The organism is Amycolatopsis sp. cmx-8-4 (assembly GCF_046548675.1).
Lineage (GTDB): Bacteria > Actinomycetota > Actinomycetes > Mycobacteriales > Pseudonocardiaceae > Amycolatopsis.
Window position 1 is genome coordinate 123,703 of record NZ_JAEBDZ010000021.1, and the last position, 20,526, is coordinate 144,228.

Genomic DNA, 20,526 nt, shown 5'->3' on the forward strand with positions numbered 1-20,526 from the left:
TTCGAATCCTCCCGCCGCTTCCCGGCGGGCTCCCGCTCACCAACACGGGCGCCCGCCGGAACCGGTTCAGAAGAATCAGGCGGAAGTGACTTCTTGCTTGTCTTCGCCCACGGCGTTGGCCTCCGCGGCCTTCGGGTCAGGCGTGCGGTGGCGCAGTGAGAGCAACCCGCCGACGACCAGCGTGATCACCACGCCCAGCAGCGTGTACCAGGGGTAGGCGAGCGCGACGCGGTCGCCGGCCGCCTTGCTGAAGTCGACGCCGATCAGCGAACCGCTCTTCGCGCTGAACTTCAGGCCGAGGATCACGAACGCCATCACCACGACCGTCGCGACGAACGCGATGATCGCGTCCACCTGCCGGGCCTTCTTGATCAGCAGGCCGAGCAGGAACGCCCCGAGCAGCGCGCCGTAGGTGTAGCCGGTGATCGCCAGGCCGAGCTCGATCACCGAGTTCTTCGTGGTGGAGAACAGCGACGCGAACACCGCGAACACCACGGCCCAGATCAGTGTCCACATGCGACCGTGCTTGAGCAGCTTCGAGTCCTCGGGCGCCTTCTTGGTGAAGCGCTGGTAGAGGTCGGCCACCGTCGACGTCGAAAGCGCGTTGAGCGCCGACGCGAGCGCGCCCATGGTCGAAGCGAGCACACCGGCGATGAGCAGGCCCGACACCCCGACCGGCAGGTCGTCGATGATGAACTTCGAGAACACGTCGTCCGGGCTCTGCAGGCCGAGCTCAGCCACCGACTTGCGGCCGTTGAACACCCACAGCATCGCCCCGACCAGCAGGAACAGCGCGAACTGCACGGTGACGATGAGCCCGCTGCCGATGAGCGCCTTCTGGCCGTCGCGCAGGCTGCGCGTGGCCATCAGCCGCTGCGCGATCAGCTGGTCGGCACCGTGCGAGGCCATCGACAGCGCCGCGCCGCCGAGCACCGCCGTCACGAAGGCGTACGGGCTGGTCAGCAGGTTCTTCGTGAAGTCGACGAGCGCGAACTTCCCGTCCGCGGACGCCTGGCTCACCCAGTCGCCCGGCAGCTTGTTCAGCAGCACGATCGCCGCCACCGCGGCGCCGCCCAGGTACAGCGTCAGCTGGATGACGTCGACCCAGACGACTGCCTTGATCCCGCCGATGTAGGCGTAGATCAGCGTGAGCGCGGTCAGGATCACCACGATCACCCAGTAGTCGAGGTGGATGTTGTAGTGCCCCAGGATCACCTTGATCGGGATCGCGCCGGCGAAGAGCCGGACGCCCTCGGCGAGCAGCCGCGTCACCACGAACGTCACCGACGCGGTGCCCTGCAGCCCCGAGCCGAACCGCTTGCCCAGGAAGGCGTACGCGCTCACGAGGTTGCCGCGGAAGTACCGCGGCAGCAGCACGAACGCGGCGATGACCCGGCCGATGATGTAGCCGAAGGCCAGCTGCAGGAACAGGAACGCGTTGCCGAACACCAGGCCCGGCGTGCTGATCACGGTCAGCGTCGAGGTCTCGGTGGCCACCACGGACAGCATCACCGCGCCCCACGGCAGGCTGCGCTCGCCGACGAAGTAGTCGGCGGCCGACCGTTGTTTCCGCCCGACCAGCACGCCTATCAGCGGCATCGCCGCCAGATAGACCACGATGATGGCCAGATCAACACCCCGCATGGACTTCTCCTACTCCTCATCCGGCCTTCTCCGCGACGCGCAACCGCGTCACGGCGCCCCCCAGCGGGGCAGGAAGGGTCAAGGGCCCGGCACCCGGGACGAGGGCGCCGAGCAGGCGCGGTCCCCGCGCACCGGTCGCCGACGGCACCGTACCGGGCACGCCGCACCACGTGAGCCAGCCCAGCAGCGCCGTCAGGTACGCCTCTTTGCCGGCGCCGGGCAAGCCGAGGTCGTCACTGGTCTTGAGCACGGCGGACGGCAGGTTCCGGGCCAGCGCCGTCATCACGGCCGGGTTGGCGACGCCGCCGCCGGACGCGATCACCGTCGTCACGCCGTGGCGGTGGCACTGCTCGGCGACCGAGACGGCGGTGAGCTCGGTCAGCGTCGCGAGCAGGTCGGCCGCGGTGACCGGCGGCAGGCCGGCCAGGGCGGCGTCGAGGTACGCCGCGTTGAAGTACTCCTTGCCGGTGGACTTCGGCGCCGGGGCGGCGAAGTACGGGTCGGCGAGCAGCGCCACCAGCAGGTCGGCGCGCACCGAACCGCTCAGCGCGAGCCGCCCGTCGAGGTCGCTGCGGTGCCCGGTGACGCGGTGGGCGGCGAGGTCGAGCAGCGCGTTGGCGGGCCCGGTGTCGTAGGCGATCGCGGGCGCGTCCGCGGCGACGACGGTGATGTTCGCGATCCCGCCGAGGTTGAGCGCGGCGACCGGACGGCCGCTGTCCTCGGCCAGGCCGCGCAGCCAGAGCTGGTCGAAGGTGCCGGCCAGCGGCGCGCCGTGGCCGCCGGCGGCGACGTCCCGGGCGCGCAGGTCGGCGAGCACGGGCAGCCCGGTGCGTTCGGCGATCCACGCGGGCTGGCCGAGCTGCAGGGTGCCCCGGACGCTGCCGTCCTCCACCCAGTGGAACACCGTCTGGCCCAGCGAGGCGACGAGGTCCGCGGTGCCGCCCGCCAGCTCGACGGCCCCGCGCAGGGCGGCGTCGGCGAACGCCTGGCCGACGCCGGTGTCGAGCCGCGTCAGCTCCCCGGCGGTGCACGGGTTCGGCGGCAGCGCGGCGAGCAGGCCCTCGCGCAGCGGTTCGGGGTAGGGGACGTCGAGCTCGCCGAGCGGCGTCAGCACCACGGTGCCGTCTTCGGCGAGCAGGTCGGCCGCGGCGACGTCGATGCCGTCGACCGACGTGCCCGAAATCAACCCGATCACCCGGAAGCCGTGGCTGGCGCGTTTCCCCATCCGGAGGGGTTTAGTGCAGCGTTGCCTGTGACGCAACCCACCCTGTGAAGTCTTGGCCCAATCGGGATGTACGTCGTTACGAATTGCCTGCGTGGACGGCGGGTCCGCGGTGGCGGCGGGCCAATGAAAGGATGGTGCGGTGTCGAGCTCCTGGTTCCTGTTCGTAGTCATCGCCGTCGTCGTGCTGGTCGCCTTGCTGGTGACCGGCCTGCTGATCGCGCGCAAGCGCCGCATCAGCCTGGACGCCCAGCGTGAGGTCGAAGCGAAACCGAAGGGCGGCAGCTACGCGGCCAGCGGGGGCATCGCGCTCGCGCCCGGCGGCGCGGCGCCCGAGGTCGAACAGCCGGCCGAGCACCCGGTCGACGACCGCCCGGAGACCGACGGCCAGCCCGCCGTCGGCGACGACGCGGCGGTCCCGCGCGACTCGGCCCAGCGCACGGTCCGGGACGTCAAGCTGCCGGACGCCACGCCGCCGGACACCGAGGTCGTCGAGCCGGCGCCCGTCGCCGAGGAGATCGACCCCGCGGCCGGCCGGCTGGAGCGGCTGCGCGGGCGGCTCACGAAGTCCCGCTCGATGTTCGGGCAGAGCCTGCTGGGCCTGCTCGGTGCCGGCGACCTCGACGAGGACTCCTGGCAGGACGTCGAAGACACGCTGCTGATGGCCGACCTCGGCGCGGCGACCACGAACCACATCGTCGAGCGGCTGCGCGACGAGCTGTCCCGCCGCGCGGTGCGGAACTCGGCCGAGGCCCGCGAGGTGCTGCACGAGGTGCTGACGGCGGAGCTGTCCACCGACGGCCACCGCGCGGTGCGCGCGCTGCCGCACACCGTCGACGGGCAGAAGCAGCCCGCGGTGGTGCTGGTCGCGGGCGTCAACGGCACGGGCAAGACGACGACCACGGGCAAGCTCGCACGGGTGCTCGTCGCCCAGGGCGCCACGGTGGTGCTGGGCGCGGCGGACACGTTCCGCGCGGCGGCGGCCGACCAGCTGCAGACGTGGGCCGAGCGCGTCGGCGCGGAGGTCGTGCGCGGCAAGGAAGGCGCGGACCCGGCGGCGGTCGCGTTCGACGCGGTCAAGCGCGGCGTGGACACGGGCGTCGACGCGGTCCTGATCGACACGGCGGGCCGGCTCCACACGAAGACCGGCCTGATGGACGAGCTGGGCAAGGTCAAGCGAGTCGTCGAGAAGCAGGCGAAGGTCGACGAGGTCCTGCTGGTCCTGGACGCGACCACGGGCCAGAACGGCCTGATGCAGGCCCGGGTGTTCGCCGAGGTCATCGACGTCACGGGCATAGTCCTGACGAAGCTGGACGGCACCGCCAAGGGCGGCATCGTGTTCCAGGTCCAGCGCGAGCTGGGAGTGCCGGTGAAGCTCGTGGGCCTCGGCGAGGGTCCGGACGACCTGGCGCCGTTCGAGCCGGGTGCGTTCGTGGACGCCCTGCTCGGCTAGACGATGGGCTGTCCGGTTGACCAGTGGTAAAGGGTCCGGTGCGACTTGCGCAGCCCCGCCTTCGCCACCAGCTCGCTCGTCGGTCTTGTGGTCGTGAGGGTGATCAGGTCCGTCGCGGTGCTCGCGACGTAGCGGCGGACCTGGCCGATGCCGTGGAGCACCGGGGTGTCGCCGAGTTCGGCGGGCTGCTCGAACACGAGGCCGCTGATCAGGTAGTCGTCGCGGGGCACGGTCAGGTGCGCGGTCTCGCCGAGCACCATCAGCACCGTGGTTCCGGTGGGTCGCTCGCCCGCGCGAGGAGCGGTCTGGAAGGTCAGCAGCACGGGGTGGCGTCCGGCAGCCACGTGCCGCACGGAGATGTCGACGTCGCCGGTCTCCGCGCCTGTCCGCGCTTCAGAGTCACGAGACCGCCCGGTTGATACGTCCTAGAGCCGCGACGGTGGCAGCCGGAACAGCGGCGTGCCGTCCGCTTTCCGCAGCCCCAGCTGCAGCAGCACCGGCGCCGATGGGTGGTGAGCCGGGATGATCAGGGGTGACGTCCGGCGGGCGGTGACCGTCAGCCGGGACCAGCCGATGCCCTGCAGCGTCTGGCCGGAGCGCTTGCGCGCCAACGGGTCGACGATCATCGCGGCGCCGAAGTAGTCGCCGCCCGGCAGGTTCACGCGGGTCGTGTGGCCGAGGACGATCGAGAAGACCGTGCCCGTGCGGCTGCCGTCTTCCTGCAGCGTGAGGATCACCGGCGTCCGGGTCCGGATCGTCAGCTGGTGCCGCACGGAGATCTCGACCGTCCCCGGCACCGACCCACCCGGGCGCGGCGGCCAGGAGGGCGGTAGCGGCGGCCCGTCGAGCGCGCGGTCGACGAGCCGGTCGAGCAGGTTCGAGGCGGCGCCCTGAGCGAGCCAGGCGAGCGCGCCGCCGGTATGGGAGTCCATGCCGTCCTTCCGCGAAAATCGGATGACGGGCGGGTGCGCGTCGACGCAGAATCCGGGTATGCCCGGTTGACGCAGGTCCGCTCGTGCCCCTCCTCGCACCAGACGTCCCAAAGCCGTCATTCGCCGCGAGAGAGGACCAATCATGCCCATCATCCACGGTGCGCGGGTACTTTTGCGTACCATTTCGGCAAAAGATCGCGCCCGCGTCCGCGAAATCCTTGCCACCCCGGAGGTCGCCCGCTGGTGGGGCGACGCGGCTTACGAGGTCGACGGCCTGTACGAGGTCGAGGCCGGCTACACCAGCTACGTGATCGAACTCGACGGCCTGGTCGTCGGGATCATCCAGAGCTGTGAGGAGCTGGAGCCGCAGTACCGCCACGCGGGCATCGACATCTCGCTGCACCCGGACTTCCACGGCCGCGGCCTCGGCACGGATGCCCTCCGCACCCTGGCCCGCCACCTGCTGGACAGCGGTCACCACCGCCTGACGATCGACCCGGCGGCGTCCAACGAGACGGCGATCCGGGTCTACGCGAAGCTGGGCTTCCGCCCGGTCGGCGTGCTGCGCCGGTACGAACGCGCCCCGGACGGCACCTGGCGCGACGGCCTGCTCATGGACATGCTGGCGGGGGAGCTGAGGTGAGTCAGTCCTTCTCGACGACCTGCTGCAGGAGCCGAATCATCCCTTCGAGCCTTGCGTCGAGGTCGGCAAAACCTTCGATCAGGGTATCGGCCACCATGGGCTCCGAGTCACCGGCGATCACTCATCTCACACGGTGACTGTGGCCTGGGAAAGGCTCGCACCCAGCGCGTCCGCTACCCGCTGCACCGCCGGGGCGATGTGGGCCACCGCCTCGGCGGTCAGCCGGCCCGACGGCCCGGACACCGACACCGCGGCCGGTACCGGCGCGCCCGGCACGGCCACCGCCACGCACCGGACGCCCAGCTCCTGCTCCGCCTCGTCCAGCGCGTACCCCTGCGAAGCGATCCGCGCCAGCTCGACGGCCAGTGCGTCCGCGTCGGTGAACGTGTGCTCGGTATAAGCCGGCATGCCGGTCCGCGAGAGCAGCGACCGCACGTCGTCCGCGGGCAGGTGGGCCAGCATCGCCTTGCCGACGCCGGTGCCGTGCGGCAGCAGCCGCCGGCCGACCTCGGTGAACATCCGCATCGAGTGCTTCGAGGGCACCTGGGCCACGTAGACGACCTCGTCGCGCTCCAGGACCGCCAGGTTCGCCGTCTCGCCGACCTCCTCGACCAGCTCCGCCAGCAGCGGCCGCGCCCAGGCGCCGAACTGCATGCTCGCGTTCTCGCCGAGCCGGATCAGCCGCGCGCCCAGCGCGTACCGGCGGTTGGTGTTCTGCCGGACGTAGCCCAGGTCGACCAGGGTGCGGATGAGCCGGTGGATCGTCGGCATCGGCAGCCCGGACAGCGTCGCGAGCTCGGACAAGCTGGCCTCACCGCCGGTGTCCGCGAGGTGTTCCAGCAGCTCGAAGGCACGCTGCAGGGACTGGACGCCGCCATCGCGCCCGTTCTTCTCCGCTGCCACCGGTGGTCCTCCTTACGTCTGCGTTGAGCTTCCGCTATGCAGAAACTATAGTCCGGCTGGTAGAAAACCGTAGGGCCGTTATCCAAAGATCCGAACCCTCGAGGTGTTCCACATGTCTTCTGAAGTCCAGGTGCTGGGCGACCCGGTCGAGCGCGGCGACGAGATCCTGACGCCGGAGGCGCTCGCCTTCCTCGCCGGCCTGCACGACGCCTTCGCCGGCCGCCGCGACGAGCTGCTGCAGGCGCGCGGCAAGCGCCGCGAGGAGGCCCGCACCACCGGCAAGCTGGATTTCCTGCCGGAGACGAAGGAGATCCGCGAGGGCGACTGGCAGGTCGCCGAGGCGCCGGCCGCGCTGCGCGACCGCCGTGTCGAGATCACCGGGCCGACCGACCGCAAGATGACCATCAACGCGCTCAACTCCGGCGCGAAGGTGTGGCTGGCCGACCTCGAAGACGCCAACACCCCGCACTGGGCGAACGTCGTGTCCGGCCAGGTCAACCTGTACGACGCCGTCCGCGAGGACATCACGCTGGAGAGCGGCGGCAAGAGCTACGCGCTGAAGGCCGACGTCGAGCACGCCACCATCGTGGTCCGCCCGCGCGGCTGGCACCTCGACGAGCGCGGCCTGTCCTTCGGCGGGCGCCAGGCCGTCGGCGCGCTGATCGACTTCGGCCTGCACTTCTTCCACAACGCGAAGGAGTCGCTCAGCCGCGGCAAGGGCCCGTACTACTACCTCCCGAAGATGGAGAGCCACCTCGAAGCGCGGCTCTGGAACGACGTCTTCACCCACGCCGAGAAGACGCTGGGCATCGAGCACGGCACCGTCCGCGCCACCGTGCTGATCGAGACCATCCCGGCCGCGTTCGAGATGGAGGAGATCCTCTACGAGCTGCGCGAGCACGCCTCGGGCCTCAACGCGGGCCGCTGGGACTACCTGTTCAGCATGATCAAGTACTTCCGTGATGCGGGCGAGAAGTTCGTGCTGCCGGACCGCAACTCCGTCACCATGACCGCGCCGTTCATGCGCGCCTACACCGAGCTGCTCGTGCGCACCTGCCACAAGCGCGGCGCGTTCGCGATCGGCGGCATGGCCGCGTTCATCCCGAACCGCAACGATCCCGACGTCACCAAGGCCGCGCTCGACAAGGTCCGCGCGGACAAGAGCCGCGAGGCCGGCGACGGCTTCGACGGCTCCTGGGTGGCGCACCCGGGCATGGTCGACATCTGCCGCGAGGAGTTCGACAAGGTCCTCGGCGACCAGCCGAACCAGCTGGAGCGCAGGCGCGACGAGGACTGGGATCTCTCTGCCACCGCCGACCAGCTGCTCGACGTCGCCTCGACGCCGGGTGGCGCGACGGCGGCCGGCCTGCGCGCGGCGGTGGACGTCGGCATCCGCTACATCGCGTCCTGGCTGTCCGGCAACGGCGCGGCGGCGATCCACAACCTGATGGAAGACGCGGCGACGGCGGAGATCTCGCGTTCGCAGGTCTGGCAGTGGGTCAAGAACGGGACCACTTTGGACACCGGCGACGTCGTGACGTCCGAGCTGGTGCGCGGCGTGCTGGCCGAGGTCCGCGGCGAGCTGGCCGCGGAGATCAAGCCGGAGCAGCTGGAGCCGGCCGTCGAGCTGTTCGAGCAGGTCGCGCTGGCCGACGGCTTCCCGGACTTCCTGACGCTGCCCGCGTACGAGCGGATCAAGTAGTGCGGCTGTCCCAGGACGTCTACGACGCCGCCGACGCGCGCCTGGCCGAGGCCGACGCGCGCGTCGCGGCGTTGTACCCGGGGGAGCGGCCGGGGCGGCAGCCGGTGCACACGGTGTACGTCCCGGCGTCGCAGTACCGGACGCGGCTGGTCGCGGACTGGGGCAAGCAGGCCATGCGGGTCTTCGTCGAGCACGAAGACCTGCTGGGCCTGGACGCCGACGTCTACGAGCGCGTCCGGGCCAAGCTGCTCACCGAGCCGATCGAGGACCTGCGGATCGACTTCGAGGACGGCTTCGGCCGCGTCCCGGACGACGTCGAGGACGCGGCCGCGCGCGCGGCCGGCCAGACCCTCGCGACCACGGGCGGCACGCCGTTCGTCGGCATCCGCTTCAAGAGCTTCGAAGCGGCGACGCGCAGACGCGGGATCCGCACCCTGGACCTGTTCCTGGGCAGCCTGCTGGAGAACGGGCCGCTGCCGCCCGGGTTCGTCGTCACACTGCCGAAGGTGACGGCGGTCGACCAGGTCTCGGTCGCCGCGGAAGTGCTGGCTCGCCTGGAATCCGCGTACGAACTGCCCGAGCGGACGTTGCGCTTCGAGATCCAGATCGAGACGACGCAGTCCATTGTGGACGCCGATGGCACGCTGGCGGTGGCCCGCATCGTGCACGCCGCGGACGGCCGCTGTTCGGGCCTGCACTACGGCACGTACGACTACAGCGCCGGCCTCGGCATCGCGGCGGCGTACCAGAGCATGGAGCACCCGGCGGCCGACCTGGCCAAGCAGCTGATGCAGGTCTCGGCCGCGGGCACGGGCGTCCGCCTCTCGGACGGCTCCACCAACCGCCTCCCCCTCGGCGACGCGCTCCCGTCGGCGTGGGCCGAGCACCTGCGCTTGGTGCGCAGGTCGCTGGAGCGCGGCTTCTACCAGGGCTGGGACCTGCACGCCCACCAGCTGCCGACCCGCTTCGCGGCGACGTACACGTTCTACCGCGAGAACTTCCCGTCGGCGGTGGACCGGTTGCGCGCATACGCGGAGAAGACGTCCGGGGGAGTGCTGGACGAACCGGCGACGGCCCAGGCGCTGGCGGTGTACCTGTTGCGTGGCCTGGACTGTGGCGCGCTGGACGAGCCGGAACTGCCGTTCGGCCGACCGGAACTGGAGAAGTACGCGCTCCGGCTCGCCTGAGGGTCGTGAGTGTTTAGGGCGGTTCTAACCGCCCTAAACACTCACGAGCCGTGAAGCCGGGCGCGGTCGGCGGCCGACCGTCCCGCGTCCCAGCCGTCGAGGTCGCGGACCGTTACCGACTTGCCCACCACCTCGGGGAAGAGCTCCGTGAACGCCGCCTTCACCTTCAGCTCGTGGGACGCCAGCACCGGCAGCAACCGGTCCGAGTCGGGCGAGGACGAAAGGGTCGCCTTCGCGGCTTTCTCGAGCCGCTCGCCGATGCGGGTGGCGTAGGAGACGAGGAACGACTGCCGGAACGCCCGCGACCGGCCGGCCGGGTCGGCGATCATCGCGCGCGTCGCCTGGACCAGCAGTGACGTCGTCAGCAGCGCGATGGCGTCCAGGTCGTTCTCGTCGCCGACGACGGTGACGAACCCCCAGCGCGGGTCGAAGACGGCCTGGCAGCGGTTCGCCGTGGCGACCACGTGGGCCAGGAGCGACTTGGCGTCGAGGTACGGCGTGTCGAGCCAGAGCCGCCGCGACGCCGGCACGTCCGGAACCGTCGTCTCCACCAGCACGCGGTCGAGGGCGTACCGGGTCATCAGCTCCTGCGCCTTCGCGGACAGCGCCTCGGCCTCCTCCGGGAACGAGCTCGACTCGGCCTTGGCCAGCAGCGCGCGGACCCGGCCCAGCTGCTTCTCGTCGACGGCGTGGTGGACCGGCGGCCGGTAGGGCGTCCCCGGTACCGGAAGGACGGGATTCAGCGCCGGCATCGACACCAAGAGCCCGAGGGCTTCGACGGCGGTCGTCACCGCTTCGGCGGGGGTCAGGATGTGCTTCGCCGCCCACTGCGTGAAGTGCGGCTCGGACGTCGACCACCAGCCGACGGCGCCGACGTCGTCCAGCTGCTCCCGCCAGCCGGGGTGCAGGGTCGCGAACTGCCCGGCGTAGCCGGCGAGCGCGTCGAGCACGTACGAGACGGCGAACTCGTCGACCCGCCGCCGGGCCGCCTGATCGACGTCCTCGGGCAGCCAGCCGTTGCGGCAGGGCCGGGTGATCGCCTGCCGGGCGGCCAGGTCCGCGCCCTCCGCGAGTTCGGGTGCCGGCTCGAAGCCCTTCGCGAGCCGCTTCGCGGACGCCTTGGCCGCGCCGGGAACGCCCCGCGCGACGTCGTGGGCCGCGGCGAGCAGGGCGTCGCCGAACTCCCCGGCCGTCCGGGGCGCCGGGGCGTCCTCGACGGCCGCGGCTCGGCGTTTCTGCTTACCCACTTCTCAACCCCTCGATCGGCAAAACTCGCTCAGCGCAGGCGGGGAAGGGCGTCGCGGGCCGCGTGGCTCAGCCGCCGCAGGTCGTCGGCGAACCGCTCCCGGTGCTCCTCCGGCAACGGCGAGAAGAAGTACTGCTCGATGTTCGCCACGTGCAGCCGGCTCGCGCGCACCGTCGTCCGCTCGCCCAGTTCGGTCAGGCGGACCAGCTGGACGCGCCGGTCGCGCGGGTGGGCCGTGCGGGTCACCAGGCCGAGGGCCTCCATCCGGTCGACCAGCCGGGTCGCGCCGCCGGTCGTCAGCACCTGCTCCTGGGCGATCGAGCGCATCGTCAGCCCGTCGTCGCCCGCGCGCCCGACGATCAGCAGCACCTCGTACATCAGGTGGGTGATCCCGCACTCCTTCTCCAGCGCGCGCCCGAGCAGGTATTCGAGCCGGTTCGCCGCGCCCTGGAGCCGCCCGAAGGCCAGCACGCGGGGGTCGTGCCCCGCCTGCCGCGCCGACGTGATTTCGGGTTCCACGCTCCCCATCATCCTGCTTGGTCCCCGGCGCGCAGCGCCAGGTAGACGTCGAGCTGGTCGGTGAACTCGGTCAGGTCCGCGCCGAGCAGCTCACCGGCCCGGCCGATGCGGTAGCGCAGGGTGTTGACGTGGACGTGCAGCGCCTTCGCCGCCCGGGTCGGCGAGCCTGAGCACTCCAGGAACACCCGCACCGTGTGCACCAGGTCCGTGTGCTGCTCGGCGTCGTAGTCCAGCAGCGGCCCGAGGACACGCCGGCGCAGCGCGGCCCGCAGCCCGTCCGGCGCCCCGGCTAGCAGCAGCTGGTGCACGCCGATCTCCTCACCCGGCACCACGACGACCCGCCCGGGGCGCCGCGACGCCACCGCCAGCGCGTAGGCCGCGACCTCGCGTGCCTCATCGCGAGGCGCGGCATCGCCGACCCCGCAGAGGATCCGGCGGGCCGCGAGCAGTGGCTCCACTGTGGACAGCGCCGTGAAAGCGCCGGACGGCCACCGCGCGGTCACGGCGTACGTCGTCTCGCCGCCGGGTTCGACGAGCGTCGCGTCCGGCAGCAGCTCACGCAGGACGTCCCGGCTCTCATCGCTGCCTTCGGTCCGCAACGCGACCACGCGCACGTCGCCGGTCAGGTCGGCTTCGGACGGCTTCGCGCGCGCCCGGGTGACGCCGACGAGTCCCGCCAGCTCCTCGGTCAGCTCGGTCTGCGCGGTGCTCAGCGGGCCGCCGACGGCGATCAGCCACGGCACGGCGTGCCGGCCCTCCACCGGCGTGAGCGTCAGCGGCCCCGCCGTGTCCTGTTTCGCGGCGTACCGCTGGACGACGTCCTCGACCGGCATCGGCAGCGGCGCCGTCCCGGCGACCACCCGGCCCAGCGTCGACAGCACCCAGCAGGGCAGGCCCAGCTCGGCCGACGCGCTCGCCAGCAGCGTCTCGACCGGGGCGTCCGCGGCGGCCAGCAAACGTTTGCGGGAGCTGTCGGACGCGGCCGCGAGCGCCAGCACCACCTGCTCGGTGACCACCGAGAACGACAGGTCGATCGGCACTTCGAGGAGCGGGATCCGGTGCCGCTCGCAGGCGTCGACGACGTCGTCCGGGATGCCGTCGGAGTCGGCGCCGGAGGCGGCCAGCGCCGCCGCGCCGGAGCGGGCCAGCGCGGCCACGAACGGCTCGGCGTCCCCCGGCCCGCGCCACCAGAGCAAGCCGGAAAGCACCAGCTCACCGGCCGACAGGTACCGTCCGGGGTCGGGCAGTTCGGTGACGTAGATGCGCGTCACCGGTCGGTCGAGCAGGTCGGCCCCGGCCCGCGGGCGCAGCCGCAGCCCCGGCAGGTCCAGCAGAGTTTTCACGGTGGTCATCAGGCTTGTAGGAAAGCACAAACGCGCGGGGTTCCGCTCGGGTGCGTTTCATGGCCCGCGCCGTTGCCGCCCCCGCCCGGTTGGGCGTCTACTGGTCTATCGCCCTCTTCAAAAAGGAGCACGAGTGGAGTTCCTGCGTCCCACGACGCTCGCCGAGGCCCTGGCCCACAAAGCCGAGCGTCCCGACGCCGTACCCATCGCCGGCGGCACGGACGTCATGGTCGAGCTGAACTTCGACCACCGCCGCCCGGACGCCCTGCTCGACCTGACCCGCGTGCCTGAACTGGCGGAGTGGTCCACAACGGACGGCACGGTCCGCCTCGGCGCCGGCGTCCCGTACAGCCGCGTCATCGCCGAAGTGGGTGAACTCGTCCCGGCGCTGGCCATGGCCTCGCGCACGGTCGGCTCGCCCCAGATCCGCAACCGCGGCACGGTCGGCGGCAACCTCGGCGCCGCCTCACCCGCCGGCGACACCCACCCGGTGCTGCTGGCCCTGGACGCGCGAGTCGAGGTGGCGTCGGTGCGGGGTACCCGGGTTCTCCCGGCGGAAGAGTTCTACGTCGGCGTGAAGCGCCACAGCCTGGAGCCGGACGAGCTGATCACCGCCGTCCACCTGCCCGCGCACGCCGGGCCGCAGCAGTTCGCCAAGGTCGGGACGCGCAACGCGATGGTCATCGCGGTCTGCTCCTTCGCGCTGGCCCTGCGCGACGGCGAGGTCGGCGCGGCCATCGGCTCCGCCGCACCCACCCCGCGCCGGGCCCGCGCCGCCGAGGAGTTCCTCGCCGCGGAGCTGCCGTGGGGCTCGCCGGAGCCGTTGCCGGACTCCCTGAAACGCCGCTTCGGCGACCTGGTCGCCGACGCGACGGCGCCGATCGACGACATCCGCGGCAGCGCCGCGTACCGCAAACACGCGCTGTCGGTGCTCGCGCGGCGTACGTTGACGTGGGCCTGGGACGAGCACCGGACGGGGGAGCGGGTTTGCGCCTGAATGTCACGATCAACGGCGAGAAACGGCAGGCCGACGACGTCTGGGAGGGCGAAAGCCTGCTCTACGTGCTGCGCGAGCGGCTCGGCCTGCCGGGCTCGAAGAACGCCTGTGAGCAGGGCGAATGCGGCTCCTGCACGGTCTACCTCGACGCCGTCCCGGTGTGCGCCTGCCTGGTCGCGGCCGGGCAGGCCGAGGGGCGCGTGGTGCGCACGGTCGAGGGCCTGGCCGACGGCGACGTCCTCGACCCGATCCAGCAGTCCTTTGTGGACCAGGGCGCCGTCCAGTGCGGCTTCTGCACGCCGGGGCTGGTCGTCGCCGCGCACGACCTGCTGAACCGCGTCCCCGATCCGAGCGACGAAGAGATCCGCGAGGCGCTGGCCGGCAACCTCTGCCGCTGCACCGGTTACGAAAAGATCCTCGACGCCGTGCGCGCCGTGGCGAAGGGCCCTAGCGGAAAGGACACTGTCGCGTGAGGACACTCATCACCGGCGGGGCGATCGCCACGGTCAGCGGCGAGGAGTACGCCAGCGGGCACGTCGTCGTCGAGAACGACCGGATCGCCGAGGTCGGCGAAGGCGTTTACACCGGCGAGTTCGACGAGCGCGTCGACGCGTCGGGCTGCCTGGTCACTCCCGGCCTGATCAACACCCACCACCACCTCTACCAGTGGTCGACCCGCGGCCTGGCCGCCGACCACACGCTCTTCCAGTGGCTGGTCGCGCTCTACCCGGTCTGGGGCCGGCTCGACGCGGAGATCACGCACGCCGCCGCCACGGCCGGGATGGCGCGGCTGGCCCTGACCGGCTGCACCACCGTCGCCGACCACCACTACGTCTTCCCCCGCGACGGCGGCGACCAGGTGGCGGCGCTGGCGTCGGCCCGGCAGCGGATCGGCGTCCGGCTGCACGTCGTGCGCGGTTCGATGGACCGCGGCGAGTCCGACGGCGGGCTGCCGCCGGACAACCTCGTCGAGACGACCGACGACGCGCTGGCCGGCACCGAAGCGGCGATCGGCCGCTTCCACGACGACTCGGCGGGAGCGCACCTGCAGATCGCCGTCGGCCCGTGCTCGCCGTTCTCGGTCACCGAACGGCTGATGTCCGGCGCGGCCGAACTGGCCCGCGGCAAGGGCGTCCGGCTGCACACGCACCTCGCCGAGACGATCGACGAAGAGCAGCAGTGCCTCGCCGAAGTCGGCTGCACGCCCGCCGAATACGCCGACAAGCTGGGCTGGCTCGCCGACGACGTCTGGCTTGCGCACACCATCCACCTCGCGCCCGACGCGATCCGCCGCTTCGGCGCGACCGGCACCGGCTCGGCGCACTGCCCGACGTCCAACGGCCGCATCGGCGCCGGCATCGCCCCGGTCCGCGACCTGCTCGACGCGGGGGTCGCGGTCGGCCTCGGCGCCGACGGAGCCGCGTCCAACGAGTCCGGCGGGCTCTGCGAAGAGCTGCACCAGGCGTTGCTGCAAGCGCGTCAACGGGGCGGCCCGCGCGGGCTGACCACGCGGGAAGCGCTGTGGATGGGCACGATGGGCGGCGCCCGCTGCCTCGGCCGGGCGGACGACCTCGGCTCGATCGAGCCCGGCAAGCTCGCCGACCTGGCGATCTGGGACCTGACCGGGCTGAACTACGCGGGCATCACGGACCCGGTCGCGGCGCTGGTCCTGGGCACGACACCCCCGGTGCGGCGGCTGTTCGTCGGCGGCAAGGCCGTCGTCGAGGACGCTGTCCTGCGCGAGGCAGACGAGTCCGAAATCGCGTCGGAGCTGGCGGCCGCGAGCGCTCGGTTGCGGGAGGACGGATGACCACCACCGTCAGCACCCAGACGGTCAACGGCGTCGGCACGTCGCCGCAGCGTCCCGACGGCATCGTGAAGGTGCGCGGCGAGTTCGCGTACTCCTCGGACCTGTGGCACGAGGACATGGTGTGGGGCGTGACCCTGCGCAGCCCGCACCCGTACGCGCGGATCACCGGCATCGACATCACCGAAGCCCTGAAGGTGCCCGGGGTCTACGCGGTGCTGACCCACGACGACGTCCCCGGCGTCAACCGGTACGGGCTGGAGCACACCGACCAGCCGGTGCTCGCGGTCGACGTCGTCCGGTACGAGGGTGAGCCGGTCGCGCTGGTCGCCGCCGACCACCCGGAGACCGCTCGGCGCGCGATGAAGCGGATCGTCGTCTCCTACGATGAGCTTGAGCCGGTGACGGACTCCGAAGCGGCTGTCGCGGGCGAAGGCGCTTCGCTGCACGACGGTGGCAACGTCGTGCGGCACGTCAAGATCCGCCGCGGGCCGCAGGACTTGGCCGCCGACGTCGTCGTGTCGGGCGTCTACGAGGTCGGCATGCAGGACCAGGCGTTCCTCGGCCCGGAGTCCGGGCTCGCCGTGCCGGACACCGAAGGCGGCGTCGACCTGTACGTCGCGACGCAGTGGCTGCACGTCGACCAGCAGCAGATCGTCGCCGCGCTGGGCCTGCCGGTCGAGAAGGTGCGGCTCACGCTGGGCGGGGTCGGGGGAGCGTTCGGCGGCCGTGAGGACCTGTCGATGCAGGTCCACGCGTGCCTGCTGGCGTTGCACACCGGCAAGCCGGTGAAGATGGTCTACAACCGCGAAGAGTCCTTCTACGGGCACGTGCACCGCCACCCGGCGAAGATGTACTACGAGCACGGCGCCACCCGCGACGGCCGGCTCGTCTACGTGCGGACGCGGTTGTTCCTCGACGGCGGCGCGTACGCGTCCTCGACCGGCGCGGTGGTCGCGAACGCCGCCACGCTCGGCGTCGGACCGTACACAGTGGACAGTGTGGCGGTCGACTGCTGGGGCACCTACACGAACAACCCGCCGTGCGGCGCGATGCGTGGCTTCGGCGCGGTGCAGGCGGCGTTCGGCTACGAGTCGCAGATGGACAAGCTCGCGGCCGCCTGCGGCCTCGACCCGGTCGAGATCCGCGTCCGCAACGCGATGAGCGAAGGCGCGCTGATGCCGACCGGCCAGGCCGTCGACTCCGCCGCCCCGGTCGCCGAGCTGCTGGACCTGGTGCGCGCCAAGCCGATGCCCCCGGACCGGCCGTTCGACCTGCGGCACATGCCGGGCGGCGTCTCCAACACGACGCACGGCGAAGGCGTCGTCCGCGGGGTCGGCTACGCGGTCGGGATCAAGAACGTCTGCTTCTCCGAAGGCTTCGACGACTACTCGACGGCGCGGGTTCGGCTGCAGCTGGTCGGCGGTGAGCCGGCGGCGACCGTGCACACCGCGGCCTGCGAGGTCGGCCAAGGCCTGGTGACGATCATGCAGCAGATCGTCCGGACCGAGCTGGGCGTCGAGCAGGTGACGGTGCTGCCGATGGACACCTCGATCGGCAACGGCGGCTCGACGTCGGCGTCACGGCAGTCGTACGTGACCGGCGGCGCGGTGCAGGCCGCCTGCGTTGCGGTGCGGGCGCGGCTGCTGTCCCGGTTCGACCGGAAGACACGCGTCGTCGGCGGCAAGCTCGTCGCGGTCGACGGCCGAGTGCTCGCCGACCTGGCGGACGTCCTCGCCGAGGACGTCTACGACGAGACGGTGGAGTGGCGGCACCGGCCGACGACCCCGCTCGACCCGGAAACCGGGCAGGGCACCGCGCACGTGCAGTACGCGTTCGCCGCGCACCGGGCCGTCGTCGACGTCGACGTCGAGCTGGGCCTGGTCAAGGTGGTCGCGCTGGACTGCGCGCAGGACGTCGGCAAGGCGCTGAACCCGCAGGCCGTGCTGGGCCAGATCCAGGGCGGTTCGGCGCAGGGACTCGGGCTCGCGGTGATGGAGGAGATCCAGACCTCCGGCGGGAAGATCCGGAACCCCTCCTTCACCGACTACCTGATCCCGACGGTCCTGGACATGCCGCCGATGAGCATCGACGTCCTGGAACGCCCGGACCCGCACGCGCCGTACGGCCTGCGCGGGGTGGGGGAGCCGCCGACGATCTCGTCGACCCCGGCGATCGTGGCGGCGATCCGGGCCGCGACCGGGCTCGCGCTCACGCGCGTCCCGGTGCGGCCCGAACACCTCACGGGGACCTGAGCTACTTGAGCGACCAGTTCTGGTTGGCGTCGTCGTTGCAGCCCCACAGTTCGAGCTGAGTGCCGTTGACGTTGCCGGCGGGCTTGTCGCCGCCGGTGACGTCGACGCACAGGCCGGACTGCGTGCCGGTGACCGACCCGTCGGCGTTGAGCTTGAACTGCTGGTTCGTGCCGCCGTGGCAGGTCCAGACGATCAGCTTGGTCCCGGCCGCGGTCGCACCGCCGTCGGCGTCGAGGCAAAGGCCGTTGGCCTTCAGCTCACCGGCGCTGGTGAACGTCCAGGACTGGTTCGACCCGCCGTCGCAGTCCCAGATGTCGACCTTGGTACCGGGCGTCGTGAGGTTGCCGTTGATGTCGACGCACCGCGACGACGACGCGCCCTGCAGCGCCTTGGCCGTGCCGATGCTGGAGCCGCTCGCGTTGGCCTTCACGCGGTAGATCACGGTGCTGTGCGACGGGACGGCGGCGCTGATCGTGCCGGTGCTGGTGGTCAGTTCCTTCGACCACAGGTTGGTCAGCCGGTAGTTCGACGCGGCGGGCAGCCCGGCCGCGGCGGCCGTCGTCGAGACGGTTTTGGTCGTGGTGTTCTCGTTGAACAGCACGACGGCCACGTCCCCGTCCTGGAGGGGCTTCCTCAGGACGTCCAGCCCGCCGCTCGACGAGATCCGCGTGGCCTGCTTGCCGAGCGCGTCCTGGTCGACGGCGATGACGTCCGAGTTCAGGTAGGTCGAGAAGGTGGCGACGCTGGCGGAGCGCAGGTCGGCGCCGGCGATCAGCGGCGCGGCCATCGCCGCCCAGAGCGAGAAGTGCGCGCGGTCCTCCTGGAAGTCCATGCCGTCGCCGACCTCGAGCATGTCCGGGTCGTTCCAGGCGCCGGGCTTCGCGGCGGACGCGAGGCCGACGTTCTGGCGGTAGATCGAGTCGATGCTGCCCCAGTTGTTGGTGATGTCCCCGGTGGTGCGCCACAGGTTGCCGACGTCGGGCGCCCAGGTGGACGGGCTGAAGTTGCCCCACTCGCAGATGCTGTAGGCGATCGCGCGGCCGGTGGCCTTGAGCGCGTCGCGCATCGCGGAGTAGCGGCGGACGTAGTCCTGCTGGGTTTCGCCGCCGGGGCTGCCGCAGTTGTCGTACTTGAGGTAGTCGACGCCCCAGCTCGCGTAGCTGTTGGCGTCGGTCTGCTCGTGGCCGAGGCTGCCGGGGTAGTGCTGGCAGGTCTCGGTGCCGGCGCTCTCGTAGATCCCGAACTTCATCCCGCGCGCGTGGATGTAGTCACCGAGGGCCTTGAGGCCGCTGGGGAACTTCGCCGGGTCGGCGACGAGCTTGCCCGCGGAGTCCCGGGTCTTGGTCATCCAGCAGTCGTCGAGGTTGACGTAGGTGTAGCCGCGATCGCGCATCCCGGAACTGACCATCAGGTCGGTGGTCTGCTTGACGAGCGTCTCGTTGATGTTGCACTCGAAGGTGTTCCAGGTGTTCCACCCCATCGGGGGTGTTCTCGCGAGCCCGTTTTCCAGGGCATCGGCGGGTTGACCGGTGATCCCGATGACGGCGACGGCGGTGGCGAGGACGGCGAGGACACGGCGCATGGCGGCTCCAACCGAACGACGGTGTTGAGGCAGGAGGACTAGACCACTCCGTAGCCTCGATGTCCGTTGCTGATCGGTCAAGCGCCATTTTGAGTATTCTTGTTGGATTCCCGACTAAAGTTGCTCGCTCTGAAGTCGCTTGGCGACGTCCACGCTGGTCGCACCCGCGACGGCCATGGCTTCGGTGTCCCGCAGTGCCCGGCAGAGGACGAAGGCGCCTTCGAGGCTGTTGACGACGGAGATGGTGAGCGTCCGGGCGGCCTCCCGGCTGAGCCCGAACCGGGCGAACTTCTCGGTCCCGGCGTCGATCCACGCGGTGAAGACGTCAGCGGTGGCTTCCCGCAGCGGTTCGTTGGTACTCGCGACCTCGAGGGCGACGGTCGCGATCGGGCAGCCTTCGACGTAGTCGGTGGCTTCGAGCGTCGCGATCCCGGCGGCGAAGAACGCCTCGATCCCGCTGATCAGGTCGGGTGCCGGGTCGATGAAGAGGTCGAACAGCCGGATGTAGGCGAGCCCGGAACTCCGGACGACCTCGGCGCCGAGCTGTTCCTTCCCGCCGGGAAAGAAGTGGTAGAGCGAGCCGAAGGGAGCGTTCGCCTCACTGACGATCTGCTTGAGCCCGGTACCGCTGTACCCGTTGCGCCGGAAGAGCTCGGCCCCGGCGGCCATGATGCGTTCCTTGGTCCCTACCACGGCTCGAGGATACGCGGTCGTTAGAGCGTTCTATCAACTCCCGGCTGGCAGCCCGCGCCCCGGCAGACGGGATCCCCGCGCGGCCTGCCCGCCCACGCCTCGCATTCTGTTCCACGCTCGGCCGGCTCGCCCACGCCTCAGCAAATCTGTTCCACGCTTGATCGGCTCGCCACGTGCGGTCTGTTGGCCCACGTTTCGGCGGCGGGTTTACGCCCGATCGGCATGTCCACGCCTCGTCCGGGGCTTGCCCCCGCCCGGCGAGGTGTGGTCCAGGCCAAAGCCCTTGCCTGCCCCCGGCAGCTGCCCGTAACCCGACCGGCTCGCCCCGCACCGCCCGGCCGTTCGAGTCACTCCTCCTCGGGCCCGCGCTCGCCGGATTCGCTTTCGCCGCCGATCCT

General features: G+C 71.3%; 18 protein-coding genes. 8 read left to right on the forward strand and 10 right to left on the reverse strand.

Translation table 11 applies throughout. From position 1 onward, the window contains the following. Positions 1-75: 75 nt before the first annotated feature. Complete coding sequence (locus ACLJQZ_RS34920; protein ID WP_410624269.1) at positions 76-1,644, reverse strand: sodium:solute symporter; 1,569 nt, start codon at positions 1,642-1,644, stop codon at positions 76-78. A 16-nt stretch (positions 1,645-1,660) separates the two neighbouring features. Then, positions 1,661-2,869 carry an anhydro-N-acetylmuramic acid kinase gene (locus tag ACLJQZ_RS34925; RefSeq protein ID WP_410624271.1) on the reverse strand — a complete coding sequence of 403 codons (1,209 nt, stop codon included), beginning with the start codon at positions 2,867-2,869 and terminating at the stop codon, positions 1,661-1,663. Between the two features lie 139 nt (positions 2,870-3,008). Here ACLJQZ_RS34925 and ftsY point away from each other — a divergent pair, with 139 nt between their 5' ends. Next, positions 3,009-4,319: a signal recognition particle-docking protein FtsY gene (gene ftsY, locus ACLJQZ_RS34930; RefSeq protein ID WP_410624272.1), complete on the forward strand. Its 1,311-nt coding sequence runs from the start codon at positions 3,009-3,011 to the stop codon at positions 4,317-4,319. On the opposite strand, the gene ACLJQZ_RS34935 is transcribed toward ftsY, so the two are convergent. Both ACLJQZ_RS34935 and ACLJQZ_RS34940 read right to left on the reverse strand, forming a co-directional pair. Continuing rightward, positions 4,316-4,663 (reverse strand): hypothetical protein, encoded by a 348-nt coding sequence (locus tag ACLJQZ_RS34935; RefSeq protein WP_410624274.1) that lies wholly within the window; start codon positions 4,661-4,663, stop codon positions 4,316-4,318. The two genes, ftsY and ACLJQZ_RS34935, sit on opposite strands and share 4 nt — an antisense overlap. Before the next feature lie 81 nt (positions 4,664-4,744). Further along, positions 4,745-5,251: a hypothetical protein gene (locus ACLJQZ_RS34940; RefSeq protein WP_410624276.1), complete on the reverse strand. Its 507-nt coding sequence runs from the start codon at positions 5,249-5,251 to the stop codon at positions 4,745-4,747. Between the two features lie 142 nt (positions 5,252-5,393). On the opposite strand from ACLJQZ_RS34940, the gene ACLJQZ_RS34945 reads away from it, so the two are divergent. Further along, positions 5,394-5,894, forward strand: a complete 501-nt coding sequence (locus ACLJQZ_RS34945) for a GNAT family N-acetyltransferase (protein WP_410624278.1) — start codon at positions 5,394-5,396, stop codon at positions 5,892-5,894. Between the two features lie 126 nt (positions 5,895-6,020). Here ACLJQZ_RS34945 and ACLJQZ_RS34950 read toward each other — a convergent pair whose 3' ends face one another. Continuing rightward, entirely contained in the window at positions 6,021-6,797 is a 777-nt protein-coding gene (locus ACLJQZ_RS34950; RefSeq protein ID WP_326947131.1) for an IclR family transcriptional regulator, read from the reverse strand. Between the two features lie 112 nt (positions 6,798-6,909). Between ACLJQZ_RS34950 and aceB the strand changes: the two genes are divergently transcribed. Further along, positions 6,910-8,499 carry a malate synthase A gene (gene aceB / locus ACLJQZ_RS34955; protein WP_410624280.1) on the forward strand — a complete coding sequence of 530 codons (1,590 nt, stop codon included), beginning with the start codon at positions 6,910-6,912 and terminating at the stop codon, positions 8,497-8,499. After that, positions 8,499-9,686 carry a DUF6986 family protein gene (locus ACLJQZ_RS34960; RefSeq protein ID WP_410624281.1) on the forward strand — a complete coding sequence of 396 codons (1,188 nt, stop codon included), beginning with the start codon at positions 8,499-8,501 and terminating at the stop codon, positions 9,684-9,686. Before aceB ends, ACLJQZ_RS34960 begins: the two co-directional genes overlap by 1 nt. A 41-nt stretch (positions 9,687-9,727) precedes the next feature. Here the strand turns inward: ACLJQZ_RS34960 and ACLJQZ_RS34965 are convergent, their stop codons facing one another. From ACLJQZ_RS34965 to ACLJQZ_RS34975, 3 genes are read right to left on the reverse strand one after another with little or no spacing between them, the layout of a single operon-like run. Beyond that, entirely contained in the window at positions 9,728-10,933 is a 1,206-nt protein-coding gene (locus tag ACLJQZ_RS34965) for a DUF2786 domain-containing protein (protein ID WP_410624283.1), read from the reverse strand. A gap of 29 nt (positions 10,934-10,962) precedes the next feature. Then, a complete protein-coding gene (locus tag ACLJQZ_RS34970; protein WP_326947135.1) occupies positions 10,963-11,451 on the reverse strand; it encodes a MarR family winged helix-turn-helix transcriptional regulator in 489 nt (162 codons plus the stop codon). A gap of 8 nt (positions 11,452-11,459) precedes the next feature. Further along, a complete protein-coding gene (locus ACLJQZ_RS34975; protein ID WP_410624284.1) occupies positions 11,460-12,803 on the reverse strand; it encodes a PucR family transcriptional regulator in 1,344 nt (447 codons plus the stop codon). A 124-nt stretch (positions 12,804-12,927) separates the two neighbouring features. On the opposite strand from ACLJQZ_RS34975, the gene ACLJQZ_RS34980 reads away from it, so the two are divergent. The 4 genes from ACLJQZ_RS34980 to pucD are packed head-to-tail and all read left to right on the forward strand — an operon-like array spanning position 12,928 to position 17,853. Further along, positions 12,928-13,791, forward strand: coding sequence for an FAD binding domain-containing protein (locus tag ACLJQZ_RS34980; RefSeq protein ID WP_410624286.1), 864 nt, complete (start codon positions 12,928-12,930; stop codon positions 13,789-13,791). Further along, positions 13,782-14,264: a (2Fe-2S)-binding protein gene (locus ACLJQZ_RS34985; RefSeq protein WP_410624288.1), complete on the forward strand. Its 483-nt coding sequence runs from the start codon at positions 13,782-13,784 to the stop codon at positions 14,262-14,264. Before ACLJQZ_RS34980 ends, ACLJQZ_RS34985 begins: the two co-directional genes overlap by 10 nt. Beyond that, positions 14,261-15,601, forward strand: coding sequence for an 8-oxoguanine deaminase (locus ACLJQZ_RS34990; protein WP_410624290.1), 1,341 nt, complete (start codon positions 14,261-14,263; stop codon positions 15,599-15,601). Before ACLJQZ_RS34985 ends, ACLJQZ_RS34990 begins: the two co-directional genes overlap by 4 nt. Continuing rightward, positions 15,598-17,853 (forward strand): xanthine dehydrogenase subunit D, encoded by a 2,256-nt coding sequence (pucD, locus tag ACLJQZ_RS34995; protein ID WP_410624292.1) that lies wholly within the window; start codon positions 15,598-15,600, stop codon positions 17,851-17,853. Before ACLJQZ_RS34990 ends, pucD begins: the two co-directional genes overlap by 4 nt. A 1-nt stretch (position 17,854) precedes the next feature. Here the strand turns inward: pucD and ACLJQZ_RS35000 are convergent, their stop codons facing one another. Next, positions 17,855-19,435 (reverse strand): glycoside hydrolase family 27 protein, encoded by a 1,581-nt coding sequence (locus ACLJQZ_RS35000; RefSeq protein WP_410624294.1) that lies wholly within the window; start codon positions 19,433-19,435, stop codon positions 17,855-17,857. A gap of 114 nt (positions 19,436-19,549) precedes the next feature. Next, a complete protein-coding gene (locus tag ACLJQZ_RS35005) occupies positions 19,550-20,104 on the reverse strand; it encodes a TetR/AcrR family transcriptional regulator (protein WP_410624315.1) in 555 nt (184 codons plus the stop codon). Positions 20,105-20,526 lie beyond the last annotated feature (422 nt).

What these genes read in the sequence shown, in the direction of transcription:
- ACLJQZ_RS34920 (WP_410624269.1), bottom strand. Translation starts at nt 1,644, where the DNA reads ATGCGGGGTGTTGATCTGGCCATCATCGTGGTCTATCTGGCGGCGATG.
- ACLJQZ_RS34925 (WP_410624271.1), bottom strand. Translation starts at nt 2,869, where the DNA reads ATGGGGAAACGCGCCAGCCACGGCTTCCGGGTGATCGGGTTGATTTCG.
- ACLJQZ_RS34940 (WP_410624276.1), bottom strand. Translation starts at nt 5,251, where the DNA reads ATGGACTCCCATACCGGCGGCGCGCTCGCCTGGCTCGCTCAGGGCGCC.
- ACLJQZ_RS34945 (WP_410624278.1), top strand. Translation starts at nt 5,394, where the DNA reads ATGCCCATCATCCACGGTGCGCGGGTACTTTTGCGTACCATTTCGGCA.
- aceB (WP_410624280.1), top strand. Translation starts at nt 6,910, where the DNA reads ATGTCTTCTGAAGTCCAGGTGCTGGGCGACCCGGTCGAGCGCGGCGAC.
- ACLJQZ_RS34975 (WP_410624284.1), bottom strand. Translation starts at nt 12,803, where the DNA reads ATGACCACCGTGAAAACTCTGCTGGACCTGCCGGGGCTGCGGCTGCGC.
- pucD (WP_410624292.1), top strand. Translation starts at nt 15,598, where the DNA reads ATGACCACCACCGTCAGCACCCAGACGGTCAACGGCGTCGGCACGTCG.
- ACLJQZ_RS35000 (WP_410624294.1), bottom strand. Translation starts at nt 19,435, where the DNA reads ATGCGCCGTGTCCTCGCCGTCCTCGCCACCGCCGTCGCCGTCATCGGG.
- ACLJQZ_RS35005 (WP_410624315.1), bottom strand. Translation starts at nt 20,104, where the DNA reads ATGGCCGCCGGGGCCGAGCTCTTCCGGCGCAACGGGTACAGCGGTACC.